The organism is Micromonospora sp. CA-240977 (genome assembly GCF_050942285.1).
Lineage (GTDB): Bacteria > Actinomycetota > Actinomycetes > Mycobacteriales > Micromonosporaceae > Micromonospora.
In genome coordinates this window covers 6,300,403-6,319,552 of sequence record NZ_CP192055.1, presented here as the reverse complement: position 1 = coordinate 6,319,552, position 19,150 = coordinate 6,300,403, and the positions used below count along the sequence as shown (strand labels likewise).

The following is a 19,150-nucleotide window of genomic DNA, read 5'->3' as shown; positions in this document are numbered from 1 at the left end:
TGCCGGCGGCAGGTCCCCCGGGTCCCCGGCCCGACCGTTGAGGTCGGGTCGGGGACCCCCCTCGTGCCCGATCAGGGCACGGTGCGCTCGATCGCCGCCCGGCCCTGCTCGGCCAGATCGCGACGGGCCTTGTCCAGGTTCTCCGGGGTGAGGTCCTGCCCGCGGGCCATCACCAGATCCTCCGGCTCCCACTGTTGCTCCGCGCCGGTACGGATGTTGTCGCCGCCGGCCCCGGTGCCCGTCCCGGTCGCCCCGGTGCCGGCGGCGTACGGGTCGCCGATCAGCTCATCGGTGTCCGGCGCGAGGTCGTCCGGCCGGCCGCGCGGCTCGGTGAACCCGGGGGTGTCCTGGTCAGGGCCTCCGCCGGTCCGAAACTGCACGACTGTGACGTCATCGTCCACCGCCGAGGCCACCTCCGGGCTCTCCTCCAACGGCGGTTGGCGATCGCGATCGGTCATGGTGTGCCTCCTGTGTCCGACACGGTGCCTGGTTACCCCGGCGTACCCCCTCGTGCCGGGCTCATGCCGAACCGCCGCGCCGTCAGGTGCCGGGTTGCTTCTCGTTCGGGGCCGGCGGCTCCGCCGGGCGCCGCCACTGCCAGAGCAGCATGAGCAGGCCGAAGACGAGCATCACCAACCCGGCCCACAGGTTGATCCGGACCCCCTGGGCCTTGTCGATCTCGGCGGCACTGTCGAAGATGCCGATCAACGTCACGATGACCCCGTACGCCACGAAGAGACCACCGATCACCCGCCGGATGTCGAACAACCGGGCGGCGGCGGAACGGCGCTGCTCCTCCTGCGCCTCGTCGATCAGCGGGTCCTGTGCCGGCTGGCCGTCGTTGCTCATCTGCCGACTCCTTTCCTAGAAGACCGGGATGTAGAAGAGGGCGGCCAGCGCGACAGCGATCACGCCGAGCAGCACCGGGGAGCGGTACCAGACGGCGTCCCCGGCGAGCACGTCCCCCTTCAGGTCGACGCCACCCATGCCGTAGACCAGCCCGCGCAGTTCCTCGTCGCGCTTGGGCGCGGTGAGCGGGGTGATGATCGCCGCGACCACCACCGCCGTGACGAATGCGAGACCGGCGCCCCAGAAGCTCTCCTCCAGGTCGGAGTTGAAGTCGATGACGCCGCCCTTGTAGAGCAGGTAGAGGCTGAGCGACACCAGGGTGCCCAGCAGCAGCGACCAGAAGCCGGCAAGCGCGCTCATCCGCTTCCAGAACATGCCGATGATGAAGGTGGCGAAGAGCGGCGCGTTGAAGACGGAGAAGAGCGCCTGGATGTAGTTCATGATGTTGCTGAACCCGGCCGCGATGAACGCCGTGCCGATGCCGACCACCACGGCGGCGACCGTCGCCCACCGACCCACCCGCACGTAGTAGTCGTCCGGCCGGTCGCGGCGGATGTACGCCTGCCAGATGTCGTAGGTGAAGACGGTGTTGAAACCGCTCACGTTGGCCGCCATGCCGGCCATGAACGAGGCCAGCAGGCCGGTGACCGCGACGCCGAGCACGCCGTTGGGGAGCAGGTCGCGCATCAGCAGCGGGATCGCGTTGTTGTACTGCAGGTCCCCGCTCTCCGCCCCCAGGCCCTTCACCGTCACGAGGGCCACCAGGCCAGGGATCACCGTGACCAGGGGGATGAACAGCTTCGGGTACGCGGCGATGATCGGCGTACGCCGGGCGGCGCTCATGTTCTTCGCCGACAGCGCCCGCTGCACCTCGGCGAAGTTCGTCGTCCAGTAGCCGAAGGACAACACGAAACCGAGGCCGAAGACGATGCCGATCCACTGCGCGCCCAGCGGGTTGGCGGTGCTGCCGGTGTCCTGCCAGGCGTGCAGGCCCGCCTCGCCGAGCTTGGAGTCGCGTACCGCGTCCATCAGACCGTTCACCCCGCCGACCTTGACCAGGCCGATCACGGTGACCGGGATGAGGCCGGCCAGGATGACGAAGAACTGCAGCACCTCGTTGTAGATGGCGCCGGACAGACCACCGATGGTGATGTACGCCAGCACGATCGCCGCGCCGACCACGATCGCGGTCCAGAGCGGCCAGCCGAGCAGCGCCTGCATCACCAGGGCCAGCGCGTAGAGGTTCACGCCGGCGATGAGCACCTGGGCGACGGCGAAGCTGAGCGCGTTGAGCAGGTGGGTGGGGCGGTTGAACCGCAACCGCAGGTACTCCGGCACGCTGCGGACCTTGGAGCCGTAGTAGAAGGGCATCATCACGATGCCGAGGAAGACCATCGCCGGCACCGCGCCGATCCAGTAGTAGTGCACCGTCATGGCGCCGTACTGGGCGCCGTTCGCGGCCATACCGATGATCTCCAGCGCGCCCAGGTTCGCCGAGACGAAGGCGAGCCCGGTCACCCAGGCCGGCAGGGACCGGCCGGAGAGGAAGAAGTCGACGCTGGTCCGGATCGCCCGACGCGCGGCGATGCCGACCCCGAGGACGGTGACGAAGTACAGCGCCAGGATCAGGTAGTCCAGGCCGTTCATGTTGAGCCGAAGACCCTCGCCGTCCATCCCGTCACCCCTCGTCCCGACGTCTACGCTGGTTGGTGCGCGCGCGCCCTATTACCCCGTCCGGCCGTTTTCACGCCTGGACTCAGGTTGAGAGGGGTTCGGGGGGATTGGGGTGGTCGTACGGGCCCGGTCGCTTGCCGCCGAGAGCGCGTCACCCACCGCGCAGGGCACGGGGCGCCCCGACCGACCGGCCGGGGCGCCCCGTGACGCGTCGCTCAGCGACCCAGTACGCGGTCCAGGAAGTCCCGGTAGTTGCGCACCGCCATCCGCAGTTGCTCGGTGTCGGCCGAGCCGGCGTCCTGCCACCCGCCCAGCGTGGTCTTCTGGGCGGCCAGCGCCGAGGAGAGGGCCTGGATGGCCTCCTCCACCAGCGACTGCGCCTCGCCGGCCGCCGCGTGCGGATCATCGACGAAACGCAGCTGCACGTCCCGCCAGCGGTCCCGGAAGCCCTGCGCGGTGTCGGTGTCCAGGAGCGTGGCCGGCTCGGCCGCGACGGTCGACCCGGCGGGCCGCGACGTGCCGGCGGCCCCCAACGACGTGCCGTCGCCCTCGGTGCCGACCGGCTCGCCGTCCGCGTCCGGATCCACCATCTCCGGTGTCGCGCTGCCGTAACCGGCCGCGCCGGCGGCCACCGCGTCCGGGTCCGTCCCCGGGTCGGCGTCCCGCCGGTGCAACTCGGCAGTGGGGTCGGCCCGCAGGCCCTCGCGCTCGCCGTCCTCGGCGCCGTCACCCGGCTGGGCCGTCCGCTCGGCCCTGGCGTCCGGCTGGTCCTGCGGGTTGGGGCTGGCCAGTGCCGACGCGGCCACCGCGTCGGCCACCGTGGTGGCGCCGAACGCCGTCGGCAGCGGCCCCGGCTCGTGGAAACCGCCCTCGTCGGTGGACCGGTCGTCGCGCCGGTGGCGCGGGTCGTCGTCGGCACGCTCGTCGTCGACCGGGTCGTACGCGGCATCCCGCTCGGACGCGGCATCCCGCTCGGTGTCGTCGAACCGTTCGGTGGCGTCGGCCCGATCGTTCGGGACGGCCCGCTCGTCGGAGGCGGCCTGGTCGTCGAAGGTGCCCCGGTCGTCCAGGGCATCCTCCGGGACGTCCGAGCGGCCGGCCCGGTCGCCGGTCGGCGGTACCGGGACGGGCGCGGACCGGACGGCCTCCGGGTGGTCGTTGCTCACCTGCTGCTCTTCCTGGCGCATCGGTGGCCTCCTCAGCGGCTCGTGGAGTCGTGGTCCGGGTGGTGGCGCTGTTCGGGCGTACGGTGGCCGACCGGCTCCTCGCCGAGCAGATCGGCGAAGAGGGCCCGGTAGTGCACGACCGCCTGGCGCAGCTCCTCGGTGCTGGCCTCGCCCCGGGAGTTGCGCAGGTGGATGTCGTGCGCGTCGCGGTAGTTGGTCAGCGTGCGAGCGTGCTCGACGGAGAGATGGGCGATCTGGTCGGAGAAGTCCCCGGTCGGGTAGCCCTGCTCCTCGATGAGCCGGGTGACCAGAGCGTCGGCGTCGCCCACCGTTTCGCCAGGTGAGTCGATGAAGCGCACCTGGAGTTCCTCCCAGGCGGCGCTGTAGCGGGCCCGGGACTCCGGGCTGAGCGGGGTGAGCGTGAGCTCGGCGTGCCGGCGTTCCCGGTCGCGCAGTTCGCGCTCGGCGGCGGACCGGCTGTCCTGCTCCTCGACCACCCGGTCGTACTCCGGCCCGAACCGGTCGCGCAGCGCGCGACGGCGGCCGAGCGACCGGACGGCCACGGCCAGCACCGCGACGATCACCAGCACGACGAGCACGATGACGATTACCTGCGTGGGCGACATGGGCTCCTCCTTCGTCACCTGGTATTCCCTCCGCGCACTGATCGCCAATCCCGATCCGGGGTACTTTCTGGCCGGCTTGGCTGCGGGACGTGCTGTCGAGGCCCGCAGCCCCGCCAACCTGAACGAGTCCAGAAAGCGCGCCTGCCCCGAGTCGACAGGGAGTAGACCGGGAGCGGATCCGCCGCCTGTGAGGCACATCTCGGAGCGTCGATGTCGGCGCGACGGGCAGTAGTGCAACGGCCCCCGATTACGTATCCTGCCCAAGGCGCCCGCGCCGGTGCCCGGCGTCAAGCCGGGCGCGCAGCCGGCCGACGCGTTGCCCGGCGGTGCCGGCACCCCTCCTGCCACCCCTGTACGGGCGAGGTCTGATGAGAACCCGCGACTGGCCGATCCGCTCGAAGCTGACTGCGTTGGTCGTCGCGCCGGTGACCGCGCTCCTGGCGCTGTGGATCTTCGCGACCACGCTGACCTTCGGTCCCGCCCTGGACCTGCTCTCCGCCCGCACCCTGCTGTACGACCTGGGCCGCCCCGGCGAGGTCGTGGTCACCGAGCTGCAACGGGAACGTCGACTCTCGGTGGTGCAGTTGGCGGGCACCGCCCAGCTGCCCGTCCTGGCCGAGCAGCGGGAGCGCACCGACCGGGCCGTCGCCGAGTTGCGCCGCCGCGTCGACGGGGATGCCCTGCGCGACGCCGCGGACGACCCGCTGGAGGCCCGGGTCGACCAGTTGGTCACCGCCCTGGCGGCGCTGCCGGCCGGCCGGAAGTTCATCGACGACCGCAAGGTGGACCGCAGCGGCGCGATCGGCCTGTACAGCGGCATGGTCTCCGCGGCGTTCCGGGCGTTCTCGGCGATGGCGACCCTCAACGACCCGGACCTCAACCGGCAGGCCCTGGCGCTCACCGCGTTGGGCCGCTCCCGGGAGCTGCTCGGCCAGAGCGACGCGCTGCTGGCCGGGGCGCTGAGCGCCGGACGGTTCGCCGAGGGGGAGCACATTCAACTCGTGCAGGCCATCGCCAACCAACGGTGGCTCACCGAGAACGCCGTGGCCGACCTGCCCGAAGCCGGCCGGATCGCGTACCAACGGTTGACCGAGGGCGAGGCGTTCACCAGGCTGCGGACCATGCAGGACGCGCTGGTCGCGGCCAACCGGTCCGGCCGACCGCCGGTCGACGCGGCAGCCTGGCAGGCCAGCCATGACGCGGTACAGCAGCAGTTGCGGGACTTCGAGCTGGCCGAGGCCGACGGTCTCACCGACCGGTCCGTGCCGATGGCGGTACGCATCCTGGTGCGGCTCGCTGCCGCCGGTGTGCTCGGGCTCGTCGCCGTTGTGGTCTCGGTGCTGGTGGCGCTGCGGCTCGGCCGCACGCTGGTCCACCGCCTCAGTGGCGTCCGTACCGCCGCGCTCGAGCTGGCCGAGCACCGTCTCCCGGACGTGGTGACCCGGTTGCGTCGTGGCGAGCAGGTCGACGTCGCCCGGGAGGCGCCGCCACTGGAGTACGGCAACGACGAGATCGGCGAGGTCGGCCGCGCCTTCACCGAGGTCCAGCGCACCGCCGTCCAGGCCGCCGTGGACGAGGTCACCCTGCGTCGGGGGCTCAACGAGGTCTTCCTCAACATCGCCCGCCGGAGCCAGAGCCTGGTGCACCGCCAGCTGCACCTGCTGGACCGGATGGAGCGCCGCGCCGAGGACCCGGACGAGCTGGCCGAGCTCTTCCAGGTCGACCACCTGGCGACCCGGCTCCGTCGGCACGCCGAGGACCTGGTCATCCTTGCCGGCTCCGCGCCCGGCCGCGGTTGGCGCAATCCGGTCGCGATGGTCGACCTGATCCGCGGCGCGATCTCCGAGGTCGAGGCGTACGACCGGGTGGACATCACCGCCGCGCAGCCCGCCGGCGTGCTGGGCCGGGCGGTCGGCGACATCATCCACCTGCTCGCCGAGCTGGTCGAGAACGCCACCGCCTTCTCCCCGCCGGACACCCGGGTCACCGTCACCGGGGAACAGGTGGCCAACGGGTACGCCCTGGAGATCACCGACCAGGGGTTGGGCATGTCCGCGGCGGCCCTGGAGACCGCCAACACCCGGCTGGCCAGCTCGCCCGAGTTCGACCCGGCGCAGAGCGCCCGACTCGGCCTGTTCGTCGTGGCCCGGCTGGCGGCCCGGCACGGCGTACGGGTGCGGTTGCGCCCCTCCGAGCAGGGCGGGGTGACGGCGGTGGTGCTGATCCCCGCCGACCTGGTCACCGCCGAGCCGCCGGCCGGCCCCGATCCCGCCACGCTGCCTGCGGCGTCGGCCGACCCGGCCCGGCGGTTGGCCCGCACGGGTCGTCGGGGCGCCGTGCCCCGCACCCGCCCACCCACGGCACCGCGCGCCGTCGCCGCACCGCCCGCCCCACCCAGCGGCGCGCCGACCCCTGGCGACGGGCCGGGCGACGCGGGATCGGCCGCGGACGACGAGCTGGACGGGCTGCCCCGCCGGGTACGCCGTCGTACCCCCGCCGCCCAGCCCCGGTCGACAGTCGCCGACACCCCGGCGCCCCGCTCTCCCGAGGAGGTGCGCCGGGTGATGGCGGCCCTCCAGGCCGGCACGGCGCGCGGACGCGCCACCGTCACCACCCCGGCTGCCCCGGCGGCGCCAACCGGTCCGGCGGCCCCGGTCACGCGAACCGGCCCGGCAGCGCCGGCAGCCCCGACCGACCCGGCGATGCCGGCAGCGTCAACCGACCCGGCGGCGCCGATCGCGCGAACCGGTCCGGCGGCCCCGGTCGCCCCGACCGGCCCGGCGACGCCCCCCGAACCCCCGACCGCGACTGAGAGGGACGCCTAGTGCGGCATTCGACGAAGCAGAGCGCCGGCCTGGACTGGCTGCTCGACGAGCTGGTGCAACGGGTGCCGGCCGCCCGGGAGGCGGTGGTGCTGTCCGCCGACGGGCTGCTGCTCGGCTGCTCGGCCGAGTTGGAGCGCTCCGACGCGGAGCACCTGTGTGCGCTCGCCGCGGGCTTCTCCAGCCTGGCGCGGGGCGCCAGCCGGCACGTGGACGGCGGCCCGGTCCGGCAGACGGTGGTGGAGATGGAGTCGGCGTACCTCTTCGTCACCGCCGCCGGGCAGGGAGCCTGCCTGGCGGTGGTGAGCGACGCCGACGCGGACATCGGTTTGGTCGCGTACGAGATGGCGATGCTTGTCATCCGGGTGGGGGAGAGCCTCGCCGCGCCGGCCCGATCGTCGGCGGGAGCCGGTGATGCGGGCTGAGCCGCCCGGGCCACAACACGAGTGGCTGGACGGCGAGGCCGGCCCGGTGGTGCGCCCGTACACCCTCACCGGGGGCCGGGTACGCTCCGCCGTCGACGGTTTCGACCTGGTCGCGTTCGTGCTGGCGGGATCGGACGTCGACACGGCGGACCGCCCGCACCTGCTCCCGGAGCATCGACGGCTGATCGCGTTGGCCCTCCGGCCGGTGTCGGTGGCCGAGTTGGCGGCCGAACTGGACCTCGCGGTCGGTGTGGTCCGGGTACTACTCGGTGATCTCCTGGCCGAGGGCCTGGTCGCGGTGCACGAGCCGCCGGCCGCCGGAATTCTTCCCGACGACGACATCCTCAAGGCGGTGGTCAGTGGACTCCGTGCGCTATGACCATGCGGGCACCAGCACCACCATCCCGCTGGCATTGAAGATCCTCATCGCGGGAGGCTTCGGGGCTGGCAAGACGACGCTGGTCAGTGCCCTGAGCGAGGTGCGTCCGTTGCAGACCGAGGAGGTGTTGACCGGCGCCGGAATCGGCACCGACGACGTCTCCGGGGTGGAGGGTAAGTCGACCACCACTGTGGCGATGGACTTCGGCCGGATCACCATCAACGACGACCTGCAGGTCTACCTGTTCGGCACCCCGGGCCAGGATCGGTTCTGGTTCCTCTGGGACGAGTTGGCCTTCGGCGCGCTCGGCGCGGTGGTGCTCGCCGACACCCGTCGGCTGGCCGACTGCTTCCCGTCCATCGACTACTTCGAGCAGCGCGGCATCCCGTTCGTGGTGGGCGTGAACTGCTTCGACGACTCCCGCCGGTTCAACCTGGAGACCGTACGCCGGGCACTCGACCTGGACCCGGACGTGCCGATGGTGCTCTGCGACGCCCGGGACCGGCAGTCCGGGAAGATGGTGTTGATCGCCTTGGTCGAGCATGTCGCCCGGCAGCGTGGGGAGCCGGTGCCGGCGGCCTGAGATCCGGCCGGCAAAGCCGGTTAACCGGCGGGCGATGTGGGCAGCCTCTGGTTGGATCAGCGGAGGGTGCCGGCGGAGGAGTGGGACGTGAGCGGTCAGGGTGAGGTCGTCCACATCGGGGGCTACACCGCGCAGAGTGGCGGGCGGGGCAGCGGCATCGTCGCCGCCCGTCGCGACCCGACGACCGGGGCGCTGACCCCGCTCGGCACGGTGGCTGTCACACCGTCCCCCTCCTTCCTGGCGCGGCACCCCACCCGCCCGGTGCTCTACGCGGTCAACGAGTTGACGGCCGGGGAGATCAGCGCCTGGCGGGTCGGTCCGGACGGCGGGCTGGACCCGCTGGGCAGCCGGTCGACCGGTGGCGCCGAGCCCTGCCACCTGGCGGTGCTGCCCGGCGGCGACCACCTGGTGGCGGCCAACTACGGCAGCGGCAGCGTCGCGGTCTTCGCGCTCGACCCGCAGGGGGTGCCCGGCGAACGCACCGACCTGGTGGTGCACGAGGGGCACGGCCCCGACCCGGAGCGGCAGGACCACGCGCACGCCCACATGGTCTCGCCGGGCGTGGGCCGGGGGCCGCTCCTCGCGGTGGATCTCGGCACGGACTCGGTCTACCGGTACGACCTGGACGAGGCGAGCGGGCGACTGGTGCCCCGGGCGCCTCGCGTCCGCACGACGCCCGGCGCCGGACCCCGGCACCTGGCCCGTCATCCGGACGGGCGGCGTTGCTACCTCGTCGGTGAGCTGGACGCCTCCGTCACCGCGTACGAGCTGACCGACGACGGCGCGTTGCACCAGCGGGGTCGGGTCGAGGCGAGCGAGCGGCCCGGGCACGTTCAGCCCTCGGAGGTCGCGGTCAGCCCGGACGGCCGGTTCCTCTACGTCGCCAACCGGGGGGTGGGCACCCTGGCGGCCTTCACCCTGGCGGGGGAGTTGCCCGAGCTGGTGGCCGAAGTGGACACCGGTGGTGAGTGGCCCCGGCACTTCGCGCTGATCGGGGAACACCTCTACGTCGCCGACGAACGGGCCGACATGGTGCGGGTCTTCCGGCGCGACGTCGAGACCGGCGTGCCGGAGGCGGTCGGAGAGCCGGTGCCGGTGCCGAGCCCGACGTGTGTGCTGCCGTGAGGACCGACACAGAGACGCGAGGCTTGCGCTGATTTCGCAACACCTCGGGGCCGTTCCGTCACGCTGTGTTGCGAAATAGTGGTCAACTGTTTCTCCTCCGTAACTTTAGTCCGAACGGATGTGGCAGAGACGGCACCTTGTACGCAAGATGGTCACCGTGTCAGCAGGCCGCCATCGCATGCGTTCGAAACTCCACCTAGCAGCTGCCGCCGCGACGGCGACAGTGCTCGTCGTCACGACCGGCGTGTGGTTCGGCTATCGGGAGTTGGTCCAATCCAGTTGCTCGGGCGAGATCCGACTCGCGGTTGCGGTCGCCTCCGAGCTCGCCCCGGCGGTGGACGCCGCCGCGTCCCAGTGGGTCAAGGACGGCGCCGCGGTGGGCCCCACCTGCATCCGGGTCGACGTCTCCGCGTCCGACCCGGTCGACGTGGCGGCCGTGGTGGCGGCCAAACACGGCGCGGTCCTCGCCGGTGTGGGGCAGGCCAGCGGCACCGCCGTCAGCCCGGACGTCTGGGTGCCGGACTCCTCGACCTGGCTGTTGCGGTTGAAGAAGGACGCGACAGCGTTCGCTCCGACCAACGGCGCGTCCATCGCGCGCAGCCCCATCGTGGTCGCGATGCCCGAGCCGATCGCCAACCGGCTGGGCTGGCCGGACAAGAAGTTCAACTGGACCGACCTGCTCAAGCAGGTCAACAACACGAGCGCGCCGCTGCGCACCGGGATCGTCGAGCCGACCCGTGACGCCGCCGGCCTGTCCGGCCTGCTCTCGCTGACCGCCGCCGCCAACGGCGCGGGTGGCGACGCCCAGCGCAACACCGTCGGCGCGCTGCGCGCACTGGCCACCGGCCGCTCCTCGCTGCGCAACGACCTGCTGGCCCGCTTCCCGACCGCCAACGACGCGACGTCCATCGCCAGCGGTCTCGGCGCGGCGGCGCTGTCCGAAGAAGACGTGATCGCGTACAACAGCAAGAAGCCGCCGGTGCCGCTCGCCGCGCTCTACATGGAGCCGGCCCCGATGCCGCTGGACTACCCGTACGCGGTGCTGCCCGGCATCGAGCCGAGCAAGGCGTCCGCGGCCCGGGTGCTGTTCGAGCTGCTCACCAGCCCCTCCTTCCGGAACCGGCTCGCGGCGCAGTCGCTGCGCGCGCCGGACGGCAACTGGGGCGACGGCTTCAAGGCGCCGCAGGGCGCCCCGAGCCCGGCCGGCGGCGCGCCGACCGCGCCGGCGAACGGCGGCACCGCCGCGGGTGGGCTGGACCCGGCCGCGATCCAGCGGGTCGTCTCCAGCTGGTCGATCGCCACCCAGTCCGGTCGGATGCTGGCCGTCATCGACGTGTCCGGCTCGATGAAGGACCCGGTGCCCTCCGCCAACAACCGGAGCCGGGAGGAGGTCACCGTCGACGCGGCCCGTCGTGGCCTCGGCCTCTTCGACGACTCCTGGGCGATCGGCCTGTGGACCTTCTCCACCAAGCTGGTCGGCAACCGGGACTACCGGGAGCTGGTTCCCATCGGGCCGCTCTCCGGCCAGCGGGCCCAACTGGAGGGTGCGCTCGGCGGCGTCAAGCCGTCCAGCGGCGACACCGGCCTCTACGACACGATGTTGGCCGCGTACCAGGCGGTGCAGGAGAACTGGCAACCCGGTCGGGTCAACTCGATCGTGCTGTTCACCGACGGCAAGAACGAGGACGACAACGGCCTCAACCAGCAGCAACTGCTCGCCAAGCTCAAGCAGGCCGCCGATCCGGAGCGGCCGGTCCAGGTCATCATGATCGGCATCGGCGAGGGCGTCAGCAAGGCCGAGCTTGAGTCGATCACCAAGGTGACCGGTGGCGATGTCTTCGTCACCAAGGACCCGAGCGAGATCGGCAGCATCTTCCTCAGCGCCATCGCGCGGCGTCCTCCGGCACCGCGCTGAGCTGACCCCCCCAGAGGTCACAGGCCTGCCCACCGGGAAACCGGTGGGCAGGCCTCTTTTTGGCTTCCAGGTTGAAGAAAAGTGACGGCAATACGTCCGAAGCAATCGGCAGTCATAGTTATCGAGGCAGGATGTCGACTGTTCCGGCATAGTCGGTCCGCCTCCGGTCCGACCCGTTGGCCGGGGCCATCCTGAGCAGAGTGGGAGGGCCGGGTGACCGCGGCGACACTGTTGACCCCCGCCACGACGGCGGAGCCGAACGACCATCGCGCCGGGCTGGTGGCACGCGCCGACGAGCGGTCCTACATCCGGGTCATGGTGGTCCTGGACACCACCGTGCTCATCATCGCGCTGCTCATCGGGTATGTCACCCGCTTCGGCGACGACCAGCCCGCCGGCTCCGAGATCCCGTACGTGCTGGTGGCCCCCGGGTTGGTGCTGGCCTGGCTGATCTCGCTCAAGGCGCTCGGCTGCTACGACGACCGGGTGATCGGCTACGGGGCGGACGAGTACCGGCGGGTCAGCTCCGCGAGCCTGCGGCTGGCCGGCGCGATAGCCATCATCGGCTACATCACCGACCTCGGTGTCTCGCGGGGTTTCCTGGGCATCTCCTTCGCGGTGGGCACCGTCGGACTGGAGGTGGCACGGTTCGCCGCCCGGAAGCGCCTGCACCGGGCCCGCTCGATGGGTGCCGGCTGGTCCCGCCGGGTGCTGGTGGTCGGTGACACCGCCCACGTGTTGGAGTTGGTGCACACGCTGCGCCGCGAGCCGTACGCCGGCTACCAGGTGGTCGGGGCGTGCATTCCGGACGCGCTGCTCGCCCCGGTGGCGCAGCGACTGGGCGACGTGCCGGTGGTGGGGTCGTTCCGGGGCATCCCGGAGGCCGCCACCGCCATCGGCGCGGACACTGTCGCGGTGACCGCGTCGGGTGAGCTGACCGCTACCCGGCTGCGGCGCCTCGGCTGGCAGTTGGAGGGCACCGGCGTCGACCTGGTCGTGGCGCCCGCGCTGACCGACGTTGCCGGCCCGCGCATCCACACCCGCCCGGTTGCCGGCCTACCGCTGATCCACGTCGAGGCGCCGGAGTTCCGCGGTGCGCGCAAGTTGGTGAAGGGTCTCGTCGACCGGTCGGCCTCGTCGCTGGCGTTGGCGCTGCTGATGCCGCTGATCGCGGTCATCGCCCTGGCCATCAAACTGGACAGCCGGGGTCCGGTGCTGTTCCGGCAGGTCCGCGTCGGCCGGGGCGGGCAGGAGTTCGGCGTGTTCAAGTTCCGCACCATGGTGGTGAACGCCGACACGCTGCTCGCCGAGCTGACCGCGCGCAACGAGACCGACGGCCTGATGTTCAAGATGCGCCAGGACCCCCGGGTCACCCGCGTCGGCCGGTTGTTGCGCAAGTGGTCGCTGGACGAGCTGCCGCAACTGGTGAACGTGCTGCTGGGTCAGATGAGCATGGTCGGGCCCCGCCCGCCGCTGCCCTCGGAGGTGGCCCGCTACGACGGTGACGTGGCCCGGCGGCTGCTGGTCAAGCCCGGCATGACCGGGCTGTGGCAGGTCAGCGGCCGCTCCGACCTGAGCTGGGAGGACGGCATCCGGCTCGATCTCTACTACGTGGAGAACTGGTCCCTCGCCGCCGACCTCACCATCCTCTGGAAGACCTTCGGCGCGGTCCTGAACGGCCGCGGAGCGTACTGACGGCCGCCGGTCACTGTTGCGGGCCGGTCCAGTCCAGGCAGACGACCACCGCGTCGTCGACCAGGTCACCGGCCACGAAGGCACGCAGGTCACCGATCAGGGACCGGACGGCGTCCAGTGGCTCCATCGGCCCGGTCCGCCGCAGGAACCGGTCCAGGGCCGTCTCGCCGTAGCGCATGTGCTGCCCGGTGGCCTCCACCACCCCGTCGCTGACGACGAAGACCCGGTCGCCGCGCTCCATCGGGAACTTCTGCTCGTGGTAGTCGGTCTCCTCGAACATGCCCAGTGGGAACTGCGCCTCCAGGGGCTGCTCGGTGACCTCCCCGTCGCGCAGCAGGACCAGCCGGGGTGAGCCGGCGTCGACCACCGTCATCATCCCGGAGCGCAGGTCCAGCTCCATCAGCAACGCGGAGAGGTGCTGCTCGCCCCGGTACAGGTCGTAGATCGCCTGGTCGGCGAGGGCGGCCTGGTCGGCCAGGCTCAGTCCGGCCCGACGCGCGTTGCGCAGCGCGTGGGTGGCCAACGAGGTGAGCAGGGAGGCGGCGACACCCTCGCCGGTGCCGTTGATGGTGGACAACCAGAGTCGCTGCCCGTCGTCCGACCAGTCGAAGCTGTCGCCGCGAACCGCGTACGCCGGCTCCAACTGCCCGGCGAGGCTGAACGAGGGGCGGATCCGGCTGCGGCCGGGAAGCAGGTCCCACTGCATCTCGGCGGCCAGGGTGAGGCGCTGGGTGCGCCGCGCGGCCCGGTAGACGTCGGTGCCGGCGGAGACCGCAGCCACCTCGTGAGCGAGCGCGGTGGCGATGTCGGCCAGTTCGGCGAGGACCTCCCGGTCGTCCGGGACGGGCGCCAGGCACAGCACCCCTCGCCGCTCGCCACGCATCGTCACCGGGAACCAGGCGGTGCCGTCGGTCAGGATCGGCGACTGGTGGTCGAAGGCGCGCCAGGCGGGGTGCCCGGGGTTCGTGATCGAGTCACCCTCGGTGAGCGGCAGCAGCTCCGCGAGCCGGTAGTCGACCTGGTACAGCTCGACGTCGGTGATTGCGTACGACCGGGCGAGCACGTCTCCGACACCACCGACGAGCCGGTCCGCCGGTGTCTCGTTCAGGGCGCGTCGTGCCTGATTGACCGGTTCGCTCATCGTCGCGTCCCTCGCTGAAAGCTCGACCACCAGTGGTTTCGGAGTACTCTCGGGCCACCATGGCTGAACTCCACCGTTCGACGGACCCTGAGACGAGTATGGCTGCCGCGCTGGACGAGACGGCCGCTGCCCTGCTCGGCATCTGGGAATCCGCTCGGGAGGGGACGGCCGGCCGCGTCTCCGGCGCCCAACTACGGGCGGTGATGGTGGTGGAGCAGCACGACGGGATCAACCTGCGGCGGTTGGCCACCCGGCTGGACATGCTGCTCAGCTCCGCCAGCCGCCTCTGCGACCGGTTGGTCGCCGCCGGCATGCTGGAGCGCGAGCCGGGCCGCTTCGACCGGCGGGAGATCTCGCTGCACCTCACCCCGGAGGGCCGCCGGCTCCTCGCCGAGCTGCGGGCCGACCGTCAGGCGCGGCTCGCCGTCGTGCTGGGCGGGATGAGCCCCACGGGCCGCGACGCGCTGCTGGACGGCCTGCGGGAATTCGACGAGGTCGCTCGCCAGCAGCGGGCGCAGAGCACACCGGCGTCGGGTGACCCGACGGAGCCGGGGGACTGGCCGGACGACCCGGACCGGCCCGGCGGGCGCTCGGGAGACTGGTCGATCGACCCGGACCGGCACACCCGCACGGAATGGGCGGAGCAGGCCGGTGACCCGCAACTGTCGATCGGCGCCAGCCGGGACCGGCCGGCCGACGGACCGCCGGTGGCGCGGACCGCCTGATCCCGGCGATCAGCCGGAGCGGGCCAGCCAGCCGGCGGGCTGGGCGACGATCCGGCGGGCCACCGAGCCGGCGGCGCCCACCGCGGCGGCCTCCGCGCCGAGCGTCGACGGCCGGACCGTGACCGGCGACCAGGCGGCGGTGAGCACCCGGCTGGCGATCTCGGCGAGCACCGGCGGGCACAGCCAGGGCGCCAGCGCCGCGTAGCCGCCGCCGAGCACAACGGTGTCCAGGTCGAGCAGGTTGACGACGCCGGCCACCGCGACACCGAGCGCCGTCCCGGCGTCGTGCAACGCCCGCAGCGCGTCCGGGTCGCCGGCCTCGGCCAGCTCGGCAAGTCGCGCCGTCGCGGTGTCCGCGGGGAGCTCCGTGCGGGCCAGCCCGGCGGCGGTCACGATCGCCTCCTGGCCGGCGTACTGCTCCAGGCAGCCCTGTCCGCCGCAGCGGCACGGACGACCTTCGGGGTGCACCGGGAGATGTCCGATCTCGCCGCTCCAGCCGCGGACGCCGCGGAACAGCGCGCCATCCAGCACGATGCCGGCGCCGATGCCCACCTCCCCGGAGATGTGCAGGAAGCTGGCCGGGCCGGGTGGCCGGAAGTGCAGCTCGCCGAGCGCGGCGAGGTTGGCCTCGTTGTCCACCACCAGCGCCGGGATGCCGGGCACCTGCTCGACGAGCGGGGGGTGCTCGGCGAGCAGCGCGGGCACCGGCACGTCGCGCCAGCCCAGGTTCGGCGCGAGCCGGACCAGCCCGGCCTCGTCCACCAGGCCGGGCACCGCGAGCGCGGCTCCGACCAGGGTGAGGCCCTCGCTGGCGGCGTCGTCGCGGGCCGCGCCGGCTATCTCGACCAGCTTGGCGAGGGCGTCCGCGGGGGCCACCGGGCGCAGGTCGGCCCGGTGCACGGTGCGGTGCCGGACCTGTCCGGCGAGGTCCACCACGCAGACCGCCAGGTAGTCGACGTTGACCTCGAGGCCGAGCCCCGCCGGCCCCTGGTCGGCCAGGACGAGACCACGGGCCGGGCGGCCGGCGCCGGCGCGGGGCGCGGGGTCGGACTCGCTGACCAACCGGCCGGCGAGCAGGTCCTCGACCACCGCGGATACCGTGGCTCGGGTCAGGCCGGTCGCGGTCGCCAGGTCGGCCCGGGACGGGGGTCGGTCGGCCGTGGCGATCCGGCCGAGGACCAGGGCGAGGTTGAGCTCGCGCAGACTGCCCTGACGGACCGCGCCGGCCGGGGCGTGGGTGAGGCTCACCCCTTGACAGTGCCATACGCTGAGCAAATAATTCAATCGCTGAACAAATAGCGGACAACACCACCCCGGAGGTCGCTCATGGCACCCCGTCCCACCCCCGCCGACAAGTTCTCCTTCGGGCTCTGGACCGTGGGCTGGCAGGCCCGTGACCCGTTCGGTGACGCGACCCGTCCCGAGCTCGACGCGGTCGAGGCGGTACACCGGCTCGCCGAGCTGGGCGCGTACGGCATCACCTTCCACGACGACGACCTGATCCCGTTCGGCGTCGACGCCGCCACCCGGGACCAGCACATCGCCCGGTTCCGCAAGGCCCTCGACGAGACCGGCCTTGTGGTGCCGATGGTCACCACCAACCTCTTCACCCACCCGATCTTCAAGGACGGCGGCTTCACCAGCAACGACCGCGACGTCCGCCGGTACGCGCTGCGCAAGGTGCTGCGCCAGGTCGACCTCGCCGCCGAGCTGGGTGCCAGCACGTTCGTGATGTGGGGCGGCCGCGAGGGCTCCGAGTACGACCTCGCCAAGGACGTCCGCGCCGCGCTGGACCGCTACCGCGAGGCCGTCAACCTGCTCACCCAGTACTCCATCGACAAGGGCTACAACCTGCGGTTCGCGCTGGAGCCCAAGCCCAACGAGCCGCGCGGCGACATCCTGCTGCCCACCATCGGGCACGCGCTCGGCTTCATCTCCCAGCTGGAGCACCCGGAGCTGGTCGGCCTCAACCCGGAGGTCGGCCACGAGCAGATGGCCGGGCTCAACTACGCCCACGGCATCGCCCAGGCGCTCTGGCAGGGCAAGCTGTTCCACCTGGACCTCAACGGCCAGCGCGGCATCAAGTACGACCAGGACCTGGTCTTCGGCCACGGTGACCTGATGAACGCGTTCGCCCTGGTGGACCTCCTGGAGAACGGCGGCCCGAACGGCGGCCCGGCGTACGACGGCCCCCGGCACTTCGACTACAAGCCCTCCCGGACCGAGGACATGGACGGCGTCTGGGCCTCGGCGGCGGCAAACATGAGCACGTACCTGCTGCTCAAGGAGCGGGCGGCGGCGTTCCGCGCCGACCCCGAGGTGGTCGAGGCGCTCGCCGCCAGCAAGGTCGGCGACCTGAACACGCCGACGCTCGGCGCGGGGGAGGGCTACGAGGAGTTCCTGGCCGACCGGTCCGCGTTCGAGGACGTCGACGTCGACGCGGTGGCCGCCCGGGGCTTCGCCTTCGTCCGGCTCAACCAGCTCGCCGTCGAGCACCTGCTCGGCGCCCGCTGAGGCCCCGCCATGCCGTTGGTCGCAGGCGTTGACTCGTCCACCCAGTCCTGCAAGGTGGTCATCCGGGACGCGGAGACCGGGGCTCTGCTGCGGCAGGGCCGGGCGCCGCACCCGGACGGCACCGAGGTCGACCCGGAAGCCTGGTGGCAGGCGCTGCGAAGCGCCATCGACCAGGCCGGTGGGTTGGCCGACGTGGCGGCGATCTCCGTCGCCGGCCAGCAGCACGGCATGGTGTGCCTCGACGAGGACGGCCGGGTGGTCCGCCCGGCGCTGTTGTGGAACGACACCCGATCCGCCGACGCCGCCGCCGACCTCGTCGAGGAGGCCGGCGGCGGCGCGGCCGGGCGTCGATTCTGGGCCGAGGCCGCCGGCAGTGTCCCGGTGGCCAGCTTCACCATCACGAAACTGCGGTGGCTGGCCACCCACGAGCCGGAGGCGGCGGCCCGGGTGGCAGCCGTCTGCCTGCCGCACGACTGGTTGACGTGGCGGCTGGCCGGCGCACCCGGGTTGGGCGCGCTGCGCACCGACCGTGGTGACGCCAGCGGCACCGGCTACTGGTCGCCGGCGACCGGCGACTACCGACCGGACCTGTTGGAACGGGGCTTCGGCCGGCAGTTGGTGCTGCCCGAGGTGCTCGGTCCGGCGGAGTCGGCCGGCAAGCTGGCCGACGAGCTGGGCGGGCCGGGCGGCGCGCTGCTCGGCGCGGGCACCGGGGACAACGCCGCCGCCGCGTTCGGCGTCGGTGCCGGCCCCGGTGACGTGGTCGTCTCGATCGGCACCTCCGGCACCGTGTTCAGCGTCGCCGACGTGCCGGCCGCCGACGAGAGTGGCGCGGTGGCGGGTTTCGCCGACGCGTCAGGTCGTTTCCTGCCGCTGGTCTGCACGCTCAACGCGGCCCGGGTGCTGGACGCCGCCGCCGCGCTGCTCGGCGTCAGCCTGGACGAGCTGGCCGAGCTGGCCCTCTCCGCGCCGGCCGGCGCGGACGGGCTGGTCATGGTGCCGTACCTGGAGGGTGAGCGGACGCCGAACCGGCCGCTCGCCACCGGCGCGGTGCACGGGCTGACCCTGCGCACGTCGACCCCCGCGCACCTGGCGCGGGCCGCCGTGGAGGGCATGCTCTGCGCGCTCGCCGACGGCCTGGACGCGCTGACCGCGCAGGGCGCCACCGTTCGCCGGGTCATCCTGGTCGGCGGCGGAGCCCGGTCGGCAGCGGTCCGTCGGATCGCCCCGCAGGTCTTCGGCTGCCCGGTCGTCGTGCCGCCGGCGGGGGAGTACGTCGCCGACGGCGCCGCCCGGCAGGCCGCCTGGGTCGCCCTGGGCGGTCCGACGCCGCCGGTCTGGGCGGTCGAGGGCACCGAGGAGTACGCGGCCGAGCCGGTCCCCGCCGTCCGCGAGCAGTACGCGGCGGCTCGCGGGCTGGTGCTCGACCGGCGCTGACCGTCGGAAATCGACGCGGGTGGGGGTCGGTGCAGGTCGACCGGCACCCACCCGCGTGACGGCCCCCTCGGCGG

General features: G+C 72.7%; 17 protein-coding genes. 10 read left to right on the top strand and 7 right to left on the bottom strand.

Annotated features, from left to right (window positions below):
- Positions 1-71: 71 nt before the first annotated feature.
- From ACQPWW_RS28630 to ACQPWW_RS28610, 5 genes are all read right to left on the bottom strand, one after another.
- Positions 72-458, bottom strand: coding sequence for a hypothetical protein (locus ACQPWW_RS28630; protein ID WP_433126798.1), 387 nt, complete (start codon positions 456-458; stop codon positions 72-74).
- An 82-nt stretch (positions 459-540) separates the two neighbouring features.
- Positions 541-849, bottom strand: coding sequence for a hypothetical protein (locus ACQPWW_RS28625; protein WP_433126796.1), 309 nt, complete (start codon positions 847-849; stop codon positions 541-543).
- 15 nt (positions 850-864) lie between these two features.
- The gene (locus ACQPWW_RS28620) at positions 865-2,523 is read right to left on the bottom strand and encodes a sodium:solute symporter family protein (protein WP_433126794.1); all 1,659 of its coding nucleotides are present in this window, start codon (positions 2,521-2,523) and stop codon (positions 865-867) included.
- A gap of 215 nt (positions 2,524-2,738) precedes the next feature.
- Positions 2,739-3,710 (bottom strand): hypothetical protein, encoded by a 972-nt coding sequence (locus tag ACQPWW_RS28615; RefSeq protein ID WP_433126793.1) that lies wholly within the window; start codon positions 3,708-3,710, stop codon positions 2,739-2,741.
- 11 nt (positions 3,711-3,721) lie between these two features.
- The gene (locus ACQPWW_RS28610; RefSeq protein WP_357817055.1) at positions 3,722-4,315 is read right to left on the bottom strand and encodes a hypothetical protein; all 594 of its coding nucleotides are present in this window, start codon (positions 4,313-4,315) and stop codon (positions 3,722-3,724) included.
- A gap of 368 nt (positions 4,316-4,683) precedes the next feature.
- Between ACQPWW_RS28610 and ACQPWW_RS28605 the strand changes: the two genes are divergently transcribed.
- The 7 genes from ACQPWW_RS28605 to ACQPWW_RS28575 all read left to right on the top strand — a co-directional run bounded on the left by ACQPWW_RS28605 (position 4,684) and on the right by ACQPWW_RS28575 (position 13,259).
- Complete coding sequence (locus tag ACQPWW_RS28605; protein ID WP_433126790.1) at positions 4,684-7,140, top strand: sensor histidine kinase; 2,457 nt, start codon at positions 4,684-4,686, stop codon at positions 7,138-7,140.
- Positions 7,140-7,562 (top strand): roadblock/LC7 domain-containing protein, encoded by a 423-nt coding sequence (locus ACQPWW_RS28600; protein WP_433126789.1) that lies wholly within the window; start codon positions 7,140-7,142, stop codon positions 7,560-7,562. Before ACQPWW_RS28605 ends, ACQPWW_RS28600 begins: the two co-directional genes overlap by 1 nt.
- A complete protein-coding gene (locus ACQPWW_RS28595) occupies positions 7,552-7,941 on the top strand; it encodes a DUF742 domain-containing protein (protein ID WP_433126787.1) in 390 nt (129 codons plus the stop codon). The genes ACQPWW_RS28600 and ACQPWW_RS28595 overlap by 11 nt, the downstream gene beginning before the upstream one ends.
- Entirely contained in the window at positions 7,922-8,524 is a 603-nt protein-coding gene (locus ACQPWW_RS28590; protein ID WP_433126785.1) for a GTP-binding protein, read from the top strand. Before ACQPWW_RS28595 ends, ACQPWW_RS28590 begins: the two co-directional genes overlap by 20 nt.
- An 87-nt stretch (positions 8,525-8,611) precedes the next feature.
- Complete coding sequence (locus tag ACQPWW_RS28585; RefSeq protein ID WP_433126783.1) at positions 8,612-9,649, top strand: lactonase family protein; 1,038 nt, start codon at positions 8,612-8,614, stop codon at positions 9,647-9,649.
- A gap of 157 nt (positions 9,650-9,806) precedes the next feature.
- Positions 9,807-11,564, top strand: a complete 1,758-nt coding sequence (locus tag ACQPWW_RS28580; protein WP_433126782.1) for a substrate-binding domain-containing protein — start codon at positions 9,807-9,809, stop codon at positions 11,562-11,564.
- A 213-nt stretch (positions 11,565-11,777) separates the two neighbouring features.
- Positions 11,778-13,259 carry a sugar transferase gene (locus ACQPWW_RS28575; protein ID WP_433126781.1) on the top strand — a complete coding sequence of 494 codons (1,482 nt, stop codon included), beginning with the start codon at positions 11,778-11,780 and terminating at the stop codon, positions 13,257-13,259.
- A gap of 10 nt (positions 13,260-13,269) precedes the next feature.
- On the opposite strand, the gene ACQPWW_RS28570 is transcribed toward ACQPWW_RS28575, so the two are convergent.
- Positions 13,270-14,400: a PP2C family protein-serine/threonine phosphatase gene (locus ACQPWW_RS28570; RefSeq protein ID WP_433126779.1), complete on the bottom strand. Its 1,131-nt coding sequence runs from the start codon at positions 14,398-14,400 to the stop codon at positions 13,270-13,272.
- 98 nt (positions 14,401-14,498) lie between these two features.
- Between ACQPWW_RS28570 and ACQPWW_RS28565 the strand changes: the two genes are divergently transcribed.
- Positions 14,499-15,125, top strand: coding sequence for a MarR family winged helix-turn-helix transcriptional regulator (locus tag ACQPWW_RS28565; RefSeq protein WP_433126777.1), 627 nt, complete (start codon positions 14,499-14,501; stop codon positions 15,123-15,125).
- Positions 15,126-15,134: 9 nt separating this feature from the next.
- Here ACQPWW_RS28565 and ACQPWW_RS28560 read toward each other — a convergent pair whose 3' ends face one another.
- On the bottom strand, positions 15,135-16,373 hold the full coding sequence (locus ACQPWW_RS28560; protein WP_433126775.1) for an ROK family transcriptional regulator: 1,239 nt from the start codon (positions 16,371-16,373) through the stop codon (positions 15,135-15,137).
- 78 nt (positions 16,374-16,451) lie between these two features.
- Between ACQPWW_RS28560 and xylA the strand changes: the two genes are divergently transcribed.
- Both xylA and xylB read left to right on the top strand, forming a co-directional pair.
- Entirely contained in the window at positions 16,452-17,639 is a 1,188-nt protein-coding gene (gene xylA / locus ACQPWW_RS28555) for a xylose isomerase (protein WP_433126773.1), read from the top strand.
- Between the two features lie 9 nt (positions 17,640-17,648).
- The gene (xylB, locus tag ACQPWW_RS28550) at positions 17,649-19,076 is read left to right on the top strand and encodes a xylulokinase (protein WP_433126771.1); all 1,428 of its coding nucleotides are present in this window, start codon (positions 17,649-17,651) and stop codon (positions 19,074-19,076) included.
- Positions 19,077-19,150: the final 74 nt, after the last annotated feature.

Excerpts from the sequence above, each read along its gene's own strand:
- xylB (WP_433126771.1), top strand. The coding sequence starts at position 17,649 with ATGCCGTTGGTCGCAGGCGTTGACTCGTCCACCCAGTCCTGCAAGGTG.
- xylA (WP_433126773.1), top strand. The coding sequence starts at position 16,452 with ATGGCACCCCGTCCCACCCCCGCCGACAAGTTCTCCTTCGGGCTCTGG.
- ACQPWW_RS28620 (WP_433126794.1), bottom strand. The coding sequence starts at position 2,523 with ATGGACGGCGAGGGTCTTCGGCTCAACATGAACGGCCTGGACTACCTG.
- ACQPWW_RS28615 (WP_433126793.1), bottom strand. The coding sequence starts at position 3,710 with ATGCGCCAGGAAGAGCAGCAGGTGAGCAACGACCACCCGGAGGCCGTC.
- ACQPWW_RS28630 (WP_433126798.1), bottom strand. The coding sequence starts at position 458 with ATGACCGATCGCGATCGCCAACCGCCGTTGGAGGAGAGCCCGGAGGTG.
- ACQPWW_RS28570 (WP_433126779.1), bottom strand. The coding sequence starts at position 14,400 with ATGAGCGAACCGGTCAATCAGGCACGACGCGCCCTGAACGAGACACCG.
- ACQPWW_RS28565 (WP_433126777.1), top strand. The coding sequence starts at position 14,499 with ATGGCTGCCGCGCTGGACGAGACGGCCGCTGCCCTGCTCGGCATCTGG.
- ACQPWW_RS28610 (WP_357817055.1), bottom strand. The coding sequence starts at position 4,315 with ATGTCGCCCACGCAGGTAATCGTCATCGTGCTCGTCGTGCTGGTGATC.
- ACQPWW_RS28605 (WP_433126790.1), top strand. The coding sequence starts at position 4,684 with ATGAGAACCCGCGACTGGCCGATCCGCTCGAAGCTGACTGCGTTGGTC.
- ACQPWW_RS28625 (WP_433126796.1), bottom strand. The coding sequence starts at position 849 with ATGAGCAACGACGGCCAGCCGGCACAGGACCCGCTGATCGACGAGGCG.
- ACQPWW_RS28595 (WP_433126787.1), top strand. The coding sequence starts at position 7,552 with ATGCGGGCTGAGCCGCCCGGGCCACAACACGAGTGGCTGGACGGCGAG.